General features: G+C 59.4%; 14 protein-coding genes and 1 pseudogene. 6 read left to right on the top strand and 9 right to left on the bottom strand.

The window, feature by feature from the left end; all coding sequences use genetic code 11:
• The first annotated feature begins 158 nt into the window (after window positions 1-158).
• The 3 genes and pseudogenes from B5495_RS03990 to B5495_RS04000 all read left to right on the top strand — a co-directional run bounded on the left by B5495_RS03990 (window position 159) and on the right by B5495_RS04000 (window position 3,116).
• On the top strand, window positions 159-1,160 hold the full coding sequence (locus B5495_RS03990; RefSeq protein WP_079554898.1) for a Bug family tripartite tricarboxylate transporter substrate binding protein: 1,002 nt from the start codon (window positions 159-161) through the stop codon (window positions 1,158-1,160).
• On the top strand, window positions 1,160-1,612 hold the full coding sequence (locus B5495_RS03995) for a tripartite tricarboxylate transporter TctB family protein (protein WP_079551523.1): 453 nt from the start codon (window positions 1,160-1,162) through the stop codon (window positions 1,610-1,612). Before B5495_RS03990 ends, B5495_RS03995 begins: the two co-directional genes overlap by 1 nt.
• Window positions 1,612-3,116, top strand: a pseudogene (locus B5495_RS04000) (tripartite tricarboxylate transporter permease). Before B5495_RS03995 ends, B5495_RS04000 begins: the two are co-directional and overlap by 1 nt.
• A 133-nt stretch (window positions 3,117-3,249) precedes the next feature.
• On the opposite strand, the gene B5495_RS04005 reads toward B5495_RS04000, so the two are convergent.
• The 6 genes from B5495_RS04005 to B5495_RS04030 all read right to left on the bottom strand — a co-directional run bounded on the left by B5495_RS04005 (window position 3,250) and on the right by B5495_RS04030 (window position 8,943).
• Window positions 3,250-3,999 carry an SDR family oxidoreductase gene (locus B5495_RS04005; RefSeq protein WP_079551525.1) on the bottom strand — a complete coding sequence of 250 codons (750 nt, stop codon included), beginning with the start codon at window positions 3,997-3,999 and terminating at the stop codon, window positions 3,250-3,252.
• Window positions 4,000-4,032: 33 nt separating this feature from the next.
• Window positions 4,033-5,160 (bottom strand): alkene reductase, encoded by a 1,128-nt coding sequence (locus B5495_RS04010; protein ID WP_079551527.1) that lies wholly within the window; start codon window positions 5,158-5,160, stop codon window positions 4,033-4,035.
• 70 nt (window positions 5,161-5,230) lie between these two features.
• A complete protein-coding gene (locus tag B5495_RS04015) occupies window positions 5,231-5,818 on the bottom strand; it encodes a TetR/AcrR family transcriptional regulator (RefSeq protein WP_079554899.1) in 588 nt (195 codons plus the stop codon).
• 47 nt (window positions 5,819-5,865) lie between these two features.
• Window positions 5,866-6,807, bottom strand: coding sequence for a GGDEF domain-containing protein (locus B5495_RS04020; protein ID WP_079551529.1), 942 nt, complete (start codon window positions 6,805-6,807; stop codon window positions 5,866-5,868).
• 236 nt (window positions 6,808-7,043) lie between these two features.
• Complete coding sequence (locus B5495_RS04025) at window positions 7,044-8,462, bottom strand: IS1380 family transposase (RefSeq protein ID WP_079550256.1); 1,419 nt, start codon at window positions 8,460-8,462, stop codon at window positions 7,044-7,046.
• Window positions 8,463-8,505: 43 nt separating this feature from the next.
• On the bottom strand, window positions 8,506-8,943 hold the full coding sequence (locus B5495_RS04030; protein WP_172824522.1) for a response regulator: 438 nt from the start codon (window positions 8,941-8,943) through the stop codon (window positions 8,506-8,508).
• 285 nt (window positions 8,944-9,228) lie between these two features.
• Between B5495_RS04030 and B5495_RS04035 the strand changes: the two genes are divergently transcribed.
• The 3 genes from B5495_RS04035 (at window position 9,229) to B5495_RS04045 (ending at window position 11,350) form a co-directional block, all read left to right on the top strand.
• Window positions 9,229-10,422, top strand: coding sequence for an NnrS family protein (locus B5495_RS04035; RefSeq protein WP_079551533.1), 1,194 nt, complete (start codon window positions 9,229-9,231; stop codon window positions 10,420-10,422).
• Window positions 10,423-10,527: 105 nt separating this feature from the next.
• On the top strand, window positions 10,528-10,917 hold the full coding sequence (locus B5495_RS04040; protein WP_079551534.1) for a SirB2 family protein: 390 nt from the start codon (window positions 10,528-10,530) through the stop codon (window positions 10,915-10,917).
• A gap of 31 nt (window positions 10,918-10,948) precedes the next feature.
• Window positions 10,949-11,350, top strand: coding sequence for a YbaN family protein (locus tag B5495_RS04045; protein ID WP_079551536.1), 402 nt, complete (start codon window positions 10,949-10,951; stop codon window positions 11,348-11,350).
• 17 nt (window positions 11,351-11,367) lie between these two features.
• Here B5495_RS04045 and B5495_RS04050 read toward each other — a convergent pair whose 3' ends face one another.
• The 3 genes from B5495_RS04050 to B5495_RS04060 form a co-directional block, all read right to left on the bottom strand.
• Complete coding sequence (locus B5495_RS04050) at window positions 11,368-13,497, bottom strand: PhoX family protein (RefSeq protein WP_079551538.1); 2,130 nt, start codon at window positions 13,495-13,497, stop codon at window positions 11,368-11,370.
• A gap of 102 nt (window positions 13,498-13,599) precedes the next feature.
• Window positions 13,600-15,138 (bottom strand): acetyl-CoA hydrolase/transferase family protein, encoded by a 1,539-nt coding sequence (locus tag B5495_RS04055; protein ID WP_079551540.1) that lies wholly within the window; start codon window positions 15,136-15,138, stop codon window positions 13,600-13,602.
• Between the two features lie 131 nt (window positions 15,139-15,269).
• Window positions 15,270-16,385, bottom strand: coding sequence for a transporter substrate-binding domain-containing protein (locus tag B5495_RS04060; RefSeq protein ID WP_079551541.1), 1,116 nt, complete (start codon window positions 16,383-16,385; stop codon window positions 15,270-15,272).
• Between the last annotated feature and the right edge of the window lie 9 nt (window positions 16,386-16,394).

Consider the following 16,394-nt stretch of genomic DNA (forward strand, 5'->3'; position numbering starts at 1 on the left):
GACCGAGCATATCAAGCTACCTAGCTTTCTACTCTGAAGAACGCAAATTCTACTTTACAGAACTTTAAGATAAGCCGCCCTCCGTCACAACCACGTTGAAACGCCAACAGCACGCTGAAAAAACCAACAACACCATGAATCATCGTGAGGACATCGCCATGTTCAACAAAACAACAGCCAGCAAAACACCGTTAACCCTTATCGCGACTGCCATGCTGGCGCTGGGCAGCAGCAGCCTGTTTGCCTTTGAGCCTGAAGGCAAAGTGGAGTGCATTGCTCCCGCCGACCCGGGTGGCGGCTGGGACTTTACCTGCCGTAGCGTTGGCAACGTCATGGAAACGCTTGACCTGGTACCGCGCAGCGTACAAACCATCAATATGGCCGGCGCAGGCGGCGGGGTTGCCTACGCACATACCGTCAGCAAGCGCGAAGGCGATGAGCAAGTGCTGGTTGCCGCCTCAACGGCCACCACGACGCGGCTGGCTCAGGGGCAGTTTCCAGGCCTGGATGCCGGCATGGTTAACTGGATTGGCGCGCTGGGTGCCGATTACGGCGTGATTGCGGTGGCCTCAGGTTCCGAGTACGACGACTTGCCCGAGCTAATGGCAGCTTTAAAGGAAAACCCGCGCAACGTGAAGTTTGCCGGTGGCAGCGCCAAAGGCGGCTGGGATCACCTCAAGGTGTTGATTGCCGCCAAAGCGGCTGACGTAGAAAACCTGCCGCGTATTCCCTACCTCTCCTATAACAACGGCGGCGAGGCCATGACTCAGGTTGTCGGCGGCCACGTTGACGCCTTTACCGGCGATATTTCTGAAGCCCAGGGCTTTATGGAATCCGGTGACTTACGCGTACTTGCGGTACTTTCGGAAGAGCGCCTGCCCGGCGAGTTCAGCGACATTCCCACCGCACGTGAGCAGGGCATTGATGCGATTGGCCCCAACTGGCGCGGTTTTTATATGCCGGCCGACATCTCTGACGATGCCAAGGCTTATTGGGTCGACGCCATGGATACGATCTACGCAAGCGAAGAATGGCAACAGGTAATGACCCGCAACGGCCTGATGCCGTTTCACATGAGTGCCGGCGAATTTGAAACCTTCGTCCTCAATCAAATCGATGAGATCGAGCAGCTGTCCAAAGATATCGGACTGATCCAGTAATGCGTTTGAATGACCGCATCCTCGGTATTTTGCTGATTGTCCTGGCCGTGGCTTACGGCTGGGGCGCCACGCAGCTCCCCGCTCCCTTTGGCGGTTCAGGCGCGGTAGGTCCCGAAACGTTCCCGCTGCTGTTGGCGGGGCTTCTGGGGTTATCCAGCCTTTATCTGGTGGTGCGCCCCGACCCGGATAACGCTTGGCCACTGAACCGTACCGGCGTTGAACTAATTATTGCCGTCGTCGTGTTAGTGCTTTATGCCATGCTACTGGCACCGCTCGGATTCATCATCAGTACAACGCTTGCCGTCGGCACGCTTTGCTGGCGCATGGGGTCAACGCCCGTACGCGCCTATCTGACCGGCCTTATTTCCGGCGTCGTAGTATTTCTGCTGTTCAACTTTGCGCTGGATCTGGCATTACCGCTGGGTCTGTTGGGCTTCTGGGAGATGGGCTAATGGAGACCCTCGGCTTTCTAATCGACGGCTTTGGCGTGGCACTCGCGCCACACAACCTGATGTTTGCCCTGCTGGGTGCCATTTTGGGCACGCTGATCGGCGCCCTGCCCGGGCTGGGGCCAGCCAACGGCGTGGCCATTTTGATTCCACTGGCTTTTTCGCTGGGGCTGCAGCCCGAAACAGCGCTTATCATGCTGACGTCGGTCTATGCCGGCGCCATGTACGGGGGCGCATTTCGTCCATTCTGCTGAACATTCCCGGTGACGAGCCGGCGATGATGACATGCCTCGACGGTTACCCCATGGCACAAAAGGGTAAGGCCGCCGAAGCACTGGCGATTTCAGCAGTAGCCTCGTTCATCGGCAGCCTGGTCGCGACCATTGGCCTGATTTTGCTGGCCCCCTTGCTCGCCAGGTTTGCCCTGACCTTTGGCCCCGCCGAATATTTTGCGCTGTTTTTGCTGGCGTTTGCCACGCTTGGCGGCATTACCGGCAAAAACCCCGTCAAAACTATCGTGGCTGCGTGTATTGGTCTGATGATTGCAACGGTCGGCATTGATAACACCGGCGTACAGCGCTTCACTTTCGGTGTGCTTGAACTTTACGAAGGCGTCGACTTCATTATTGCCATTGTCGGCCTGTTTGCCATTTCGGAGTTGCTGTTCTTTATCGAGGCACGCGCCAATGGCGGCACCCCCAAGATGGTCATCAACAAACTCTCGCTGTCCTTTGCTGATATCAAAGCGATCATTCCCTCCAGTCTCCGCGGCGGCGTACTCGGATTTATTGCCGGCGTGCTCCCCGGTGCCGGCGCGTCGCTTGGCAGCTTTATTGGCTACACACTGGAAAAAAAGATAGTGGGTAAAAAGGGCTATTTCGGCGAAGGCGACCCACGCGGCGTGGCCGCTCCCGAAGCCGGAAATAACGGTGCCTCAAGCGGTGCGCTGGTACCCATGCTCACGCTGGGCGTCCCCGGAAGCGGCACCACGGCCGTACTGCTAGCGCTGCTGATTTCATTAAACATTACGCCCGGCCCACTGATGTTCACGCAACACGCCGATGTTGTCTGGGGCGTTATCGCTGCGCTTTTGATCGGCAATTTTTTGCTTTTGCTGCTGAATATTCCGCTGGTAGGGATTTTCGTCAAACTGCTTTCGGTGCCACCGATGTACTTGCTGCCGGTCGTCACGATGGTCGCATTCGTGGGCATCTATTCCATCAGCAACACCACCTTTGATCTTTACTTCATGGTCGCCTTTGGCGCTGCCGGCTATGTATTACGCAAACTCGAAATACCGCTGGTACCGGTCATCCTCGGCCTGCTTTTAGGGCCGGAGATGGAAAAGAACCTGCGTCACGCGCTGGATATTGCCGACGGTGACTGGACGGTTCTATGGAGCAGCGGTCTTGCCATCAGCCTCTGGGCGCTTGCCGGTATTGGGCTTCTATTGCCGTACATGGTCGGCCCCATACTACGCCGCCGCATGCGTTCTACCGCGCCTTGACCTCATCCTTGTCCAATTCGGACGGGGATTTCCACGCCGGGACGGCAACGCCATGAGACTGAGGCTATGCCGGGAAAAGGTAACGGGCGCCAACTGGGTCAGCGCCCGCACATACTTCAACCTGACAACAGGCTTACATCTCCTGGGCCGTAGGGCGCAGGATAATCTCATTGATATCCACGTCTTGCGGCTGCTCAATCGCGTAGACAATCGCGCGAGCAACCGCATCGGCGTCGATTGCCACCTTGTAAAGCTCTTCCGCTGCTTCGGCGGCAGTGGGATCGGTGATGGTGCTGGTTAGCTCGGTGGCTATCGCTCCCGGCGAGATATTGGTGCTGCGAATTTCGTCACCGGCCTCCATACGTAGCCCCTCTGACAGAGCTTTGACGGCGTACTTGGTAGCGCAATAGACCGCACCGCCCGGAAACACTTTGTGCCCGGCGACTGAGGACAAATTGATCACGTGCCCGCTGTGCTGCTCGCGCATGGTCGGCAGTACTGCCGCAATGCCGTACAAAACGCCCTTGATGTTGACGTCTATCATCTGTTCCCACTCGTCTACCTTCAGGGCATCCAGCGGTGCCAGTGGCATAAGGCCAGCGTTGTTGATCAACACATCGATACGGCCGAAGGTTTTCTTGGCCAATGCCGCCAGGCTTTCTACCTGTTGGCTATCGGTAACATCGGTCACCTGCCACGTGACTTCCGCACCTTTTGCCGTCAGCTCTTCGGTCAGAGACTTCAGGCGGTCTTCCCTGCGTGCTGCCAGCACCAGTTTGGCGCCACGCTCTGCCAAGCGCCGGGCGGTGGCTTCGCCCAGACCGCTGCTGGCACCGGTGATGATGACAATCTTGCTGTTAATCGGATCGTTGACGTTGCTCATGGTCTTTCTCCTGCATGGATTAAAAAATGCTGATCAAGCGTTGGTTTCAAGCGCTTCGAGTGTGGGGTAATCGGTATAGCCGTGCTCATCGCCCCCGTAAAAGGTGCTGTCATCCCACTCGTTAAGCGGCGCATTCTGGCAAAAGCGCTCGGGCAGATCAGGGTTGGCGATAAACGGCCGACCGAATGTCACCAGGTCGCAGAGGCCCTCGCTGATGCGTGTGCGAGCTTCCTCGGCGGTGTAGGCACCGTTGGCGATGTAAGTGCCTTTATACACAGCGCGGATCGCATCGATAATGTCTTCCGGCCGACCGCTGGCGTGATTACCCTGGAAGGAATCCTCAACCACCTCGAGATAAGCGATGCCCAGGTCGTTCAGGTGTTTGGCAAAGGCGGTGAAGGTTTCGGTCGGGTTGTCGTCGTACATGCCGTTGAAGCTTCCGGTTGGGCCAACACGCACGCCCACCTTGTCCTTGCCCCACACATCAATGACGGCCTGGATCACCATCAGCGGCAGGCGCAGGCGATTCTCCAGCGAGCCACCAAACTCGTCGGTGCGGTGGTTGCTGCCGCTCTTGATGAACTGGTCCAGCAGATAGCCATTGGCGGCGTGAACCTCAACGCCATCAAACCCGGCTTCCTGCGCGTTCAGTGCGCCCTGGCGATACTGCTCAACAATACCGGCCATTTCGGCGGATTCCAGTGCCCGGGGCTCAGGGACATCTACCATGCCGGAATCGGCACTGATGAAGGTCTTGGCACCTTCCGGCTTGATCGCGGAGGGGGCGACTGGCAGGTTGCCGTTCGGCTGCAGTTCCGGATGGGAAATGCGCCCCACATGCCATAGCTGCATGTGGATGCGGCCACCCGCCGTGTGGACAGCGCCGGTCACTTTCTTCCAGCCGTTAACCTGCTCCTGAGAGTGGATGCCCGGTGTAAAGGCATAGCCTTTGCCTTGGGGGGAAATCTGCGTTGCTTCACTGAGGATCAGTCCGGCACTGGCCCGCTGCTGATAGTAGTGCACGTTCATGTCGTTCGGGATATCGCCCGGTTGGCTTGAGCGCGAACGGGTCAGAGGAGACATCAGGACCCGGTTAGGCAGCGTAAGGTCGCCCATCGTGAAGGGCTGAAATAACGGATCATTATGCTGTTGGTTGCTCATAAAACATGACTCTTCGCGGATGAGTTAATAGCTAAATAGACCAGTCTACTAGTATCTTGGCGAAAAAATGTTAGCCGGTGCCAAGGCACTGCTTGAAAAATACGCGAACAAACCGCTCCATCGGTTCTGTTGATTTCACCACTTTGGCTCTCAGGATGGCGCCTTCCCAGCCGGAGAGCAGGAAACTGGCAGCATCTGAAGGATCAATGCTCGCCTCGATGTCGCCGGCCGTTTGTGCCTCGGCAATGCAGCGCTCGAAGCGTTTTTCCCAGGCACAGAACACATTATCCAGCCGAATACGGAATATCTCGTTTTGCCCCGCCAACTCTTGACCCAAGTTGCCAATCAGACAACCACGAGCGCAGTTGCAGTTGGCCATGTTATCAAAGCCGATATCGAAGTAGGCGCGCAGGCGCTCAACGCAGGAAAGATTACTGTCATTGAGAATCTGGTCCAGCTTCGCCTCGTACTCCTCGGCAAAGGTGTCAATGATCGCAAGGCCGAAGTCATTCTTGCTGCTGAAGTAATGATAAAACGACCCTTTGGGTACGCCGGCAGCAGTGAGAATGCCATTGATACCGGTGGCACCAAAGCCCTTCATGCCGATGAGGTCAGCGCCTGCCTGAATGATGAGATTGCGTGTGTCGTTCGTCTTCATGCCAATCATAATAGACCAGTCGTCTAGACTCCGTCAAATCAACCACTCTATAGGCTCGCCGAGGCTTGATGACTGGCGCCCGGCTCCACCTCAGCGGCGTGAGACGCTTCAAGATGACAGACGCGATTACGTCCGTTTTGCTTGGCCGTATAAAGCGCCACATCCGCTCGGGTAAGCGCACCGTCAGGCCGCGCGTCTGTCGCCAGTAGCTGCGCAACGCCCACGCTGGTGGTAACACTCAGCGCATGCGTGCCTTGCCAGTTCACGCGCATATCTTCTATTGCTTTGCGCACTTTCTCGCCTACGCCAATGGCATCGTCCAGGCAGGTATCTGCCAGCACAACGGCAAATTCTTCTCCGCCCAGACGGCCGGACACATCAGTTTCACGCAGCTGCCCGGCCATGGTCTTGCCCAGCTCGGCTAGTACCAAATCCCCGGCGGCATGCCCGTAGCCGTCGTTGACCCGCTTGAAGTGATCAATATCCAGCATAAGCACGCAGGCCGGGTAATCTTTCTGGCGCTTGATGCGTCCATATTCCCGATCCATGGTGCTCATGAAGCTGCGTCGATTGGGCAGACCCGTCAGCTCATCGTGAAAGGCCAGCCGCGCCAGACATTCCTCCATGGACTTGCGTTCGCTGATGTCCTGCTGCATGCCCACCATACGCAACGGGCGGCCGTTGGCATCGCGGCTGATGACGTGGCCGGATTCAAACAGCCATACCCAGTGGCCGTCCCGGTGCCTGGCACGAAACTCGCACTGATAGCGGGGGCTTGCCCCGTCAAGATGCTGTTTGACCGCCTGCTGTAGCCGGCCGATGTCTTCAGGGTGCGTTCGCATCAGCCATTGCTCAGCCGTCCGAGGCAGATAGATATCGTCGGGGCTAAAGCCCAGATGCCCCAGATGGCGCGCGCTACCGGTGAAAGTGTCGTCTGACAGCAGCCAGTCCCAGACGCCGAGTCGGCCACCTTCCAGCGCGGCTGCCATACGCCCGCCTTATTCATCAGGACGCCGAACGAGCGTTTTACGTCCCGTGGTGACCGGGACCGACCGGCTTTTATGTCATACGGTCGCTGAGTAGCCGATTAGCACATAGCTTTATCGTATCAATGCCGTGATATTTATAACTGAAGTTCATTGGTTTCGAGTGACGGCGCAGCCGTGGTCGTCGGCCTCCATAGTGGCCGTTTTGTCTGCTGGAAAAGGCTGAGTAATGCGACGTGTCAGGTCAATGCCGTCAGCCGCGGCAACCCCTTCAGTAAGGATGGCCACCATTTGTCGGCGGCATCGCCGAGGTGCACGGTGATACGCCGGGCGTGCACTGTCAGCGTGGCGGCCACCTTGAGCACCTGCTCGCGCATCCGCTTCAGGCTCCAGCCCTGCCGGGTCTGTCGTTCCAACAGGCAACGCAGCCCGTGTAGCACCTGATAAGCGCAGAGAGTCAGCAGCAGGTTTACCTCGTTGCGGGCCATGACGTCCTGGACGGTGGAGACACCGCGATCAGTCGAGGAGAGATGCATATCGAGCGACGACTTCACCTCGCCCATGTGGGCTTCGGCGCTGCCGCGCTTGCGATAAAGCGCCAGGACCTTTTCCGGCGGCCAGTCGAACTTGCCGAGATTGGTGACCAAAAAGAAGGCATGCAGCAGCAGATCATCGGGCCGCTCTTGTACCACCAGCACCACGCGCCGCGGCGCCGGCCAGGTACCGGCTTGGTACGCCAGGTCATGGCACCATTCCCGAGGTTGCTCGGGGGGCCGGCCGCGTGGCCGCTTCAGATGTGGCGCTGCCAGTGTCTGCAGGCCCGTATGACTGCGCAACCGGCCCAGATACTCGATGTCGCGATCTTCCAGCGCCTCAAGCGTGTCGTTGTCGGTGAAGCCGGCGTCGATGCGCACCTTGACCTTGGCCCCGGTGCTCTCGTTGAGTCGCCGCACCAGATGTGGGATCCAGGTATCGGCATTCTCGGCTGGGCCGGCGTTACCTTCACGCAGCAGGCCGCCCACCATGTCGCCGGTCTCTGCCAGCGAGGCCACCAAAGGCGAGTATATTCTGGCCCCGTAAAGTCCATGAAACGCCGAACCGCCCTGGTGGCCGTGAACGTCGATCGGCAAGCCGTCGATGTCCAGCGTCAGATGCTCGGGGCGTTCGCCGCCGTTCAGCGAGGTCAGTCGCCAGACCGCCAGCCGCAGCAGGCCCTCATGCACGGTATCGATATTGTCGTCGCGGCCCAGGCACGTCAGCAGCCGCGACAGCGTCGCTTGAGATGGCCGGTCCTGAGCCAACGGCGTTGTCCCGCGGGCATCACTGCAGGCTAGCTGCCAGAGCGGGTCACGGCGAAGCGTATCGGTATCGCTGAGGTCGATCCAGCCCATCGAACGCTGCAGCACCAGGGTACGCAGCTGGCTGGCTAACGAGTGGCGGACGCGATCCGGGTCGCGGTGATCGACCAGATGGTCGTCCAGCGCATCGATCATGCCGCTGTTGTCGAGGGCTTCACGCAACAGCAAAGCACCGCTGTCGCTGGTGGTGCGATGGCCGCTGAGCTCGACGCGGATGGACCCGTTGCATGACGGGGTCCAGGGGGATAAGCTTTCACCCATGGCGAGTGGTCCTCTTGAATTGTGTTCGTTCAGGAACATCTTGATTCTACAAGAGAAACTGCTCGCCATCTTCTTTTCTGTCTCAGCCCGGTGAATTAGGCGGGATACGCGCTTCCGATATAACTCGCTGTTGCTCAAGCCGACACCGGATGATGGCATGGTGTACCACGCGCGATAGCGTACGCTCATCCAGCTCATCCTTGACCAGACACTCCTGTGCGCCGGCGGCCAGCGCCCGGGTAGCCAGATTGATATCGTCGTGGTCAGCCAACGCCACAATGGGAACATTCGGATTGAGTTCGCGGCACTGGATAACGGCGTCCACGCCGTTGGCACCGGGCAAACTCAGATCCAGCAGCGCCACATCGGGCGGCGCGTTGCCTTCCAGCACCACGGCAAATGCCGCAAGACTTGCTACATGGGTAAATGAAAAAGCGTTCTTGTCACTCTGCAGCAAACGCTGAACCACATCAGCATCGCTTGGGCTATCTTCGATCAAAACACATGAAACATGCTGCATATGGCCTCCTGCTGAGCATCGCGCCTCGCCTTTTATGGCGTTGTATACAATATCGCAAAATATTGTAGATTCCCTGGCGCTTTCTAACGCACAGGCCAGCATAAGCAAGGCAACACTAATTGCTAGTTTGACTTCGAGGTTTTCACGTTTTTTCAGCTTTTTCTCAACATTTCATGTTGCTTGGCTGACCGGCCCTTGCTGCAGCACGTTGACGCAGGTCATGCGTTAGACGCACGTTTCTCGTATGCTGAGATAATCCCTAGTAAAACCGTCAGGAATAGCCCCATGAAGGATACCTCTCTGCAGCACCGCCTGCCGCTCATGCGCCTGGCCTTCCGCCCTTTCTTCTTGCTTGGCGCTGTGTTCAGCGTGCTGGCCATGCTGGTTTGGTTAGCTTTTTGGCACGGCAATTTGTGGCTTGCCCCCTACGGCGGCATGCTGTGGTGGCACCCCCATGAAATGCTGTTTGGCTTTGGCAGCGCCATTATCGTCGGCTTTTTGCTGACCGCCGTACAAAACTGGACAGGCCGGCCCGGGCTTAGCGGATGGCCATTGTTCGCGCTGGCCGCGCTATGGCTCGCGGCACGCTTACTGCTGGCCTATGGCGGATCATTACCGCCGACGCTGCTATTAATCGTCGACGTGGCGTTTCTTCCCGCCGCCGCGTTTGCCATGGCCAGGCGCGTTGTTGCCGTACGCATGTGGCGCAACCTGGGTTTTGTGCCGATTTTACTGCTGCTGGCCTGTGCCAATGCGGGCATGCATGCCGGTGCCATAAGCGGTGACGGCGTTTTAATGCGCGAGGCAAGCCATGCGGCCATGCTCTTGATTGCTCTGTTGATGGCGCTTCTTGGCGGCCGCGTAATTCCTTTTTTCACGTCCATGAAACTCGGCTTTGCCCAGCCCGAGCGCCTGCGTTTTCTGGAAATCTCGAGTCTTGGCGCACTGGCGGTCGCCGTGATACTGCAGGCAGCGGCGGCGCTGGGCATGAGTGTTGCTCACGTGTTAATGGTGCCGTTTTTGCTGCTGGCAAGCGTGGCCAATGCCTGGCGGCTGGCGCGCTGGAAAGGCGCAAAGGGCCTGCAAGAACCACTGCTGTGGGGGCTTCACCTGAGCTATGCGTTTATTCCGCTGGGGCTTTTCATGTGGGCCGTGGAGCTTGGAACCGGACAACGGGTCGAAACCGCGCTGCACGCGCTGGCCATTGGCGGCATGGGCACCATGATGCTGGCGATGATGTCACGCGTATCGCTTGGACATACCGGGCGCACGATTCGCACGCTTCCGGGTATTGGCGTAGCGCTTGCCCTTATGGCCTTCGCCGCGCTGATGCGCTCCGTGTGGCTGTGGCTGTTCCCGCAAACCAGCCACTGGGTGTATACCCTGGTTATTATCGCGTGGTGTATCAGTTACGTTATCTTTATCCTGTACTATGCCGTTCCCCTGTTGAGCGCGCGGCCGGACGGCAAAACCGGATAACGCCTGACGATCAGGATGAGACAGCATGACACCGCCGGCGCAGAGGCCGGCGGGAAAACGCGCCTCTTCACTTTCATTTCTGCTTTAATCGAGACACGTTGATCCATGGAAAGCTACACTGCCGTTAAGCACCTCCACGTTACCGCTGCCTACCTGAGCATTATTTTCTTTGTGCTGCGGGCCTTCTGGTCGGTCAGCGAAAACAGCGTACTGAACGCACGCTGGGTAAAGATCGCGCCGCATATTATTGATACCGCGCTGCTGGCCTTCGGGGTGGCGCTTGCCGTGATGCTCAACTTCTGGCCGTTGCCGGGCTGGCTGGCCGCCAAGATCGTAGCGCTGGTGATTTATATCGTGCTCGGCACCATTGCCATCAAACGCGGGGCAACGCCCGCCATTCGCGCCTTTTTCGCTGCGGTGGCGATCATCGTATTTGCCTACATTCTGGGCGCTGCCAACCAGCACAGCGCGCTTTCGTGGCTTGCCGCCATGTAACGCAGTAGCGGTATGACGAAGGGAGATAACCATGCGCTTCTCATCCATTGCCTGGTGCGCACTGGCTTACCTTTGTATTGGTCTTGGCGCCGCAGGTATTGTGCTGCCGCTGCTACCCACCACGCCGTTCTTGCTGCTTGCTCTCTGGGCGGCAACAAAAGGCTCGCCCCGGCTGGCCAACTGGCTGCTTGGCCACCCGCGTTTTGGCCCTTACCTCCATGCCTGGCGCGAGCAGCGCGCCATTCCGCCCCGCGCCAAGCTGACGGCTTACGTGCTGCTGGGCGCGAGCTTTACCACGCTATGGTTAAGCGGAGCCAACCCTTGGCTACTGGCCGCAATGGCGCTTTTCTTCAGCGTCATTGCGGCCTTTATTGCGACCCGCCCCAACGCTGCGGTACCGGCGCCACGCTTGCCCCAGCCGCCGCGCCAATAAGAGCACGTGGCAGTTTGCTATACGGCTACCGGCCCGCCGTCTTGCTTCTCTATCACCACCGTTGCCGCACGCGGGCGCACCGCGCCCTGAGCCATCCGAGTGGCATCCTGGGTGAGCGCATCACCATTGGCCGGCCAGTTGCCGGGATGCTGGATATTGATGAACAGCGCCGTTTTGTCCGGCGTGGCGAAAATCCCCGTCACTTCACAGCCGTTGGGGCCAACGGCAAAGCGTTTCAGCTGGTGCTGATTCGCGGCATTGATGATGGCGTCCGGGCTGTCTGAATCAAGCGCTGCGGGAATCACGGCCAACAGCTGATCGTTGGTGTAGCCGGACACGTTTTCATAGCCGTTATCGGTTTGAATCCACAGAATGCCCTGCCCGCCTTCACGTTCGTCAAAACATAGCCCGTCGGGGCTGGCAAATTGGGTCATTTCCGTCAGGCCGGACAGGTTGTCATCATCGTTCGCGCCCGCACCAAACACAAACACCTCCCAGGCAAACCGGACCTGATCAGAGGCTTCCCGCCAGCGAATAATATGCCCGGCAGCGTTATCCGGCCGCGGGTTAGCCGTGTTGGTGGGCGCGGTGGCATAGCCAACCCCTGACTGTGTCACACCACTGCCGTCGTTGGTGTAGGTGGGGTCGGTTTGCTGCGCTGTGCGCTGGCTATTATTGGTCAGCGTCAGGTATACCTCGCCAGAGGTGGGGTCAACCGTTGCCCACTCGGGACGATCCATGGGCGTGGCCCCCATCAAATCCGCGGCATCGCAGGTGCTAACCAGCAGGCCGGCCATGTCGTCGTCGCTTAACCCCAGGGCACCGGCGAGCGAGTGCCCTTTCGGCGTCAACGCCTGCGGGGTTAATGCCAGCCATTCGCCGCTGCCGTCAGCGTTGAAACGTGCGACATAAAGCGTGCCCTGATCCAGATATTTAGCACCAACCGCCATACGGTCATAGGATTCTCCTGGGCGGTTGGCATCGTCAGGGTTCCACATGGCTCGGGACACGAATTTGTACACGTATTCGTTGCGGGCATCGTGCCCCGAATAGAACACCACCGGCTTGCCGGCGTCCAGCTTGCCCAGCCAGCAGCCTTCGTGGCGAAAACGCCCCATGGCCGTGCGCTTTGCCGCCCGCGCGCCGCTGTACGGGTCAATTTCAACGTGATAGCCAAAGGTGCGCGCTTCGTTGCGATAGTCCTGAGCGGCGCTGTCGCCCCGCGGGGTAATATCAAAGCGGGCAAATTCGTCCTCGACTTCGCTTGCGTCTCCCGCCGAGGTTTCCCACCCGTAGCGGCTGCGCTCGGTCGGAATACCCAGCCGGGCATCGTCACTGAAACGCTCGCCGCCGTGGGTAAAAACGTTGGGCCAGTTTTCTTCACAGGCAAGATACGTACCCCAGGGCGTCACGCCGTTGGCGCAGTTATTATTGGTGCCTCGGGTCTGATGGCCGTCGGGAGAAAAGCGCGTTTTAACGTAGTCACTGCCGGCAACGGGGCCGGCAAGCGCGATTACGGTGGCGCTGGTCAGCCGGCGGTTGTAGGGGGAGCCGACAACGTGGGACCAGCCACCGCTCGCCTCTTTTTGCACTTCTACCAGCGTCACGCCGTGCGCGTTGATCTCGGTGCGCGACTCCTCCGCCGGGCGCTGCCCGTCCTCGGCATTGGTCGGCCCGCCCTGCGGCGCCCAGAGTGCGTCCTGGTCGATGTATTCGTTATTCAACGCCAGCACAAAACGCCGCGAGGCGCTGCTCTCATTCAGCGCAAAGCCGGCCATGCCGTCATGGTGCATGCCTACGCTGACGGACTGACGTTCGGCATCCATCGGCTGGGAGGCCTTCCATTGCTGATCGTCAAACAGCGGCGTCCCCCAGGGCACCAATACCTGAGCACGATAGCCTTCAGGCACGACTACCGCATCCGTGCGGGAGCCGCGTACGGCCTCGAAAGCCAACGTCAGCGGCTTTTTCGACGCCGTCGCGGCCAGTGCCGACACGGGCGCGCCCATGCCCAGCATCGAAGCTGCTGCCAGTCCGGCGCTACCGCGCATCACGCCACGCCGAGAGACGCGCCGGGCCAGCACGTCGGCAAACGGCAGATTATGACTGCTGTTCAGTACGCGATGATCTTCAATCTCTTTGCTCATGCCTGCTCACCTGATCGTGGATGTATCCACCGGCAAGGTAACGGCCTCAGATGACAGACAGGTGAAGCACGGCATGGCACCGCGCTTCGGATAAAGTGGCGCTTATTCCACGGCGCCTGCGGTCTCGGCACACTGAAAACGGCGCATATTGCCGTCTTGTTCCATGGCGATATGCCAGGAGAGCGCCTGTTCCAGGCAGTGCGGCGTGTGCCCGCCGCGCTTGCAGGCATCAGCAAAGTAGCGCCGCAGCGCCGGGCGATAACGCGGGTCAACGCAGCGCTCGATGACCTGAACGGCGCGTTCGCGCGGGGCCAGACCGCGCAGATCGGCCAGCCCGTGTTCGGTGACGAAGATATCCACATCGTGCTCGGTATGATCAACGTGGCTGACAAACGGCACGATGCTGGAAATATCGCCGCCCTTGGCCAGCGACTTGGTAACAAAGATCGACAGCTGGGCGTTGCGGGCAAAATCGCCGGAGCCGCCGATGCCGTTCATCATCTGCGTGCCGCCCACGTGGGTGGAATTGACGTTGCCGTAAATGTCCATTTCCAGCGCGGTGTTGATCGAAATCACCCCCAGCCGGCGCACGATGCCGGGGTGATTGGAAAGTTCCTGGGGGCGCAGCACCAGCCGGTCGCGATAGCGCTCAAGGTTATTCCAGACGCGTTCGCCGCAGGGCTCGGACAGCGTGATCGAGCAGCCCGAGGCAAAATCCAGCTTTCCGCTGTCCAACAGGTCAAAGGTAGAGTCCTGCAGCACTTCGGAATACATGGTGAGATGCTCGAAGGGGCCTTCGGCCAGCCCGCTCATGACCGCATTGGCCATGTTGCCAATACCCGCCTGCAGGGGCAGAAGCGCCGGCGTCAGGCGGCCGATCTTGACCTCGTCGGCAAAAAAACCGATCAGATAGTCGGCAATGCTCTTGGTGTCGGCATCGGGCGGCTGCACCGTTGAGGGGCTGTCTTTGCCGTGGGTGATGACAATCGCCGCTATCTTGCTCGAATCGATGGGAATGTACGGTGTGCCAATGCGCGTATCCGGCGCGACAACGGGAATGGGCGGCCGCGTGGGGCGCATCTGCGGGATATAAATGTCGTGCAGCCCTTCCAGACCTTCAGGCGCGTCCAGATTGAGCTCGATGACCACTTTTTTGGCCAGTTGGGCATAGCTTGCCGAGTTGCCCACCGAGGTGGTCGGTACGATATGGCCATCCTCGGTGATCGCGCAGGCCTCGATAACGGCCACGTCCATATCCGCCAGCTGGCGATTGCGCAGCAGCTCCACCGTTTCCGAGAGGTGCTGGTCGATGAACATCACGCGGCCGTCATTGATCGCGCGGCGCAGCGTGGGGTCGACCTGAAACGGCATGCGCCGGGCCAGCACGTTGGCCTCGGTCAGTAACCGATCCAAGTCATTGCCCAGCGAGGCGCCGGTCATCAGGGTGATGGAAAACGGCTCCTGCAGAGCACGCTCGGCCAGTGCGCGGGGCACTTCCTTGGCCTCGCCGGCCCGGGTAAAGCCGCTCATACCCACCGTCATGCCATCCTGAATCAGCGCAGCGGCTTCCTGCGCGGTACGCAGCTTAGCGCGCCAGTGGGGCCAGCGGCAGCGCTTGCTCACCAGAGCCTCGTCGAACATTACTCTCTCCTTCACCCTACAAAACGCGGCACCCGACGCCGCCAACAGCGGCGCATGATGACACGCCGTACCGGCCAACGGCGCTTGTCACGACCAAAGTTGCAGGAACGGTGGTCAGCATGATGGCATAGCTAGCGCGCCAGATAACGCGACACAATATCGCTCCACTGCTCCGATTCGGTCACGTCGAGTATCTCAAGCGACAGCGGCGCGCGCAGGGCACTACCTTCGGGAATGGCAAAGGCGTAAAGCTGCTTGGCAAACACGTCCGGCAGAATGCTCAGATGTTTGTCGCCCAGCTGTTGATTGCGGTACTGCATCAGCGCCCGGTCGTAGACCACCGCGCCGGTTTCACCCTCGGCCACTGAGGTCATGGCCGTGGTCAGGTCGGGATAGGCGCGATAGCGAATATGCTGTTCCTGCAGATAGCGCTGGCTAGCGGTATCGTCGATCGTTGCGACCACGGTGCCGTAGAGGTCATTTTCACTCTGGATTCGCGAGGTCAGATTGCTCACCGTCAGCGACGTGGTAATTGCCGCGGTAAAGCTGGCCACTACAATCAAGCCGGCAAACATCCAGACCAACCCGACCAGGCGCCCCAGCGGCGTGGTTGGCGCTTTATCGCCATAACCCACGGTGGTCATGGTGACAGCGGCCCACCACATGCCGGCGCCCAGCCCCTGCAGCGTTGTGCCGCCAAACTGCTCGGGATTGCGTTTGTGTTCGGCAAACCATACCACTACGCCCACGGCCAGCAGCAGCGCGGCAAGACCCAGCACCACGCTTAAAAATTGCCAGCTGATCAACGCACGCAGTGCGGTAAACAGGTTCTGATCGGGCTGGGGCAGCACGCCGATGGAAAGCCCGGTCTGATAAAACGGATGGCTGAAGTCAAAGCGCTCCTCGCGATCGGCAGTCATGGTGAGTGCACCCACGGCCACATCGATATCGCCGCTTTCCACCGCGCTTAACAGCTCGCTGAAGGACAGCGGCTGCCAGCTAAAGTCCCAGCCTTTGCGCTCGGCAATGTCCCGCCACAGGTCAACGCTGATGCCCTCCAGCTCACCGCCAGTAGCCTCCATGACAAAAGGCGGCACCGTCGCCACGCCCACTTTAAGCGTCTGTTCCTGTGTTTGCCCCTGCGTCTGGGCAATGGCACTGGCACAGAACAAAACCCAGGGAAGCAGTAAAAACAACGCTGCCACGTGCTGCCAACGCAGGCATCGCCGAAAAGAAAAATAAGCCATCGATTACGT

The organism is Vreelandella subglaciescola, assembly GCF_900142895.1.
In the GTDB taxonomy this organism is placed as follows: Bacteria; Pseudomonadota; Gammaproteobacteria; order Pseudomonadales; family Halomonadaceae; genus Vreelandella; species Vreelandella subglaciescola.

What these genes read in the sequence shown, in the direction of transcription:
- B5495_RS04025 (WP_079550256.1), bottom strand. Translation starts at nt 8,462, where the DNA reads ATGTTCCTGAACGAACACAATTCAAGAGGACCACTCGCCATGGGTGAA.
- B5495_RS04050 (WP_079551538.1), bottom strand. Translation starts at nt 13,497, where the DNA reads ATGAGCAAAGAGATTGAAGATCATCGCGTACTGAACAGCAGTCATAAT.
- B5495_RS04015 (WP_079554899.1), bottom strand. Translation starts at nt 5,818, where the DNA reads ATGAAGACGAACGACACACGCAATCTCATCATTCAGGCAGGCGCTGAC.
- B5495_RS04030 (WP_172824522.1), bottom strand. Translation starts at nt 8,943, where the DNA reads ATGCAGCATGTTTCATGTGTTTTGATCGAAGATAGCCCAAGCGATGCT.
- B5495_RS04010 (WP_079551527.1), bottom strand. Translation starts at nt 5,160, where the DNA reads ATGAGCAACCAACAGCATAATGATCCGTTATTTCAGCCCTTCACGATG.
- B5495_RS04020 (WP_079551529.1), bottom strand. Translation starts at nt 6,807, where the DNA reads ATGGCAGCCGCGCTGGAAGGTGGCCGACTCGGCGTCTGGGACTGGCTG.
- B5495_RS03990 (WP_079554898.1), top strand. Translation starts at nt 159, where the DNA reads ATGTTCAACAAAACAACAGCCAGCAAAACACCGTTAACCCTTATCGCG.
- B5495_RS03995 (WP_079551523.1), top strand. Translation starts at nt 1,160, where the DNA reads ATGCGTTTGAATGACCGCATCCTCGGTATTTTGCTGATTGTCCTGGCC.
- B5495_RS04055 (WP_079551540.1), bottom strand. Translation starts at nt 15,138, where the DNA reads ATGTTCGACGAGGCTCTGGTGAGCAAGCGCTGCCGCTGGCCCCACTGG.
- B5495_RS04045 (WP_079551536.1), top strand. Translation starts at nt 10,949, where the DNA reads ATGCGCTTCTCATCCATTGCCTGGTGCGCACTGGCTTACCTTTGTATT.
- B5495_RS04040 (WP_079551534.1), top strand. Translation starts at nt 10,528, where the DNA reads ATGGAAAGCTACACTGCCGTTAAGCACCTCCACGTTACCGCTGCCTAC.
- B5495_RS04060 (WP_079551541.1), bottom strand. Translation starts at nt 16,385, where the DNA reads ATGGCTTATTTTTCTTTTCGGCGATGCCTGCGTTGGCAGCACGTGGCA.
- B5495_RS04005 (WP_079551525.1), bottom strand. Translation starts at nt 3,999, where the DNA reads ATGAGCAACGTCAACGATCCGATTAACAGCAAGATTGTCATCATCACC.
- B5495_RS04035 (WP_079551533.1), top strand. Translation starts at nt 9,229, where the DNA reads ATGAAGGATACCTCTCTGCAGCACCGCCTGCCGCTCATGCGCCTGGCC.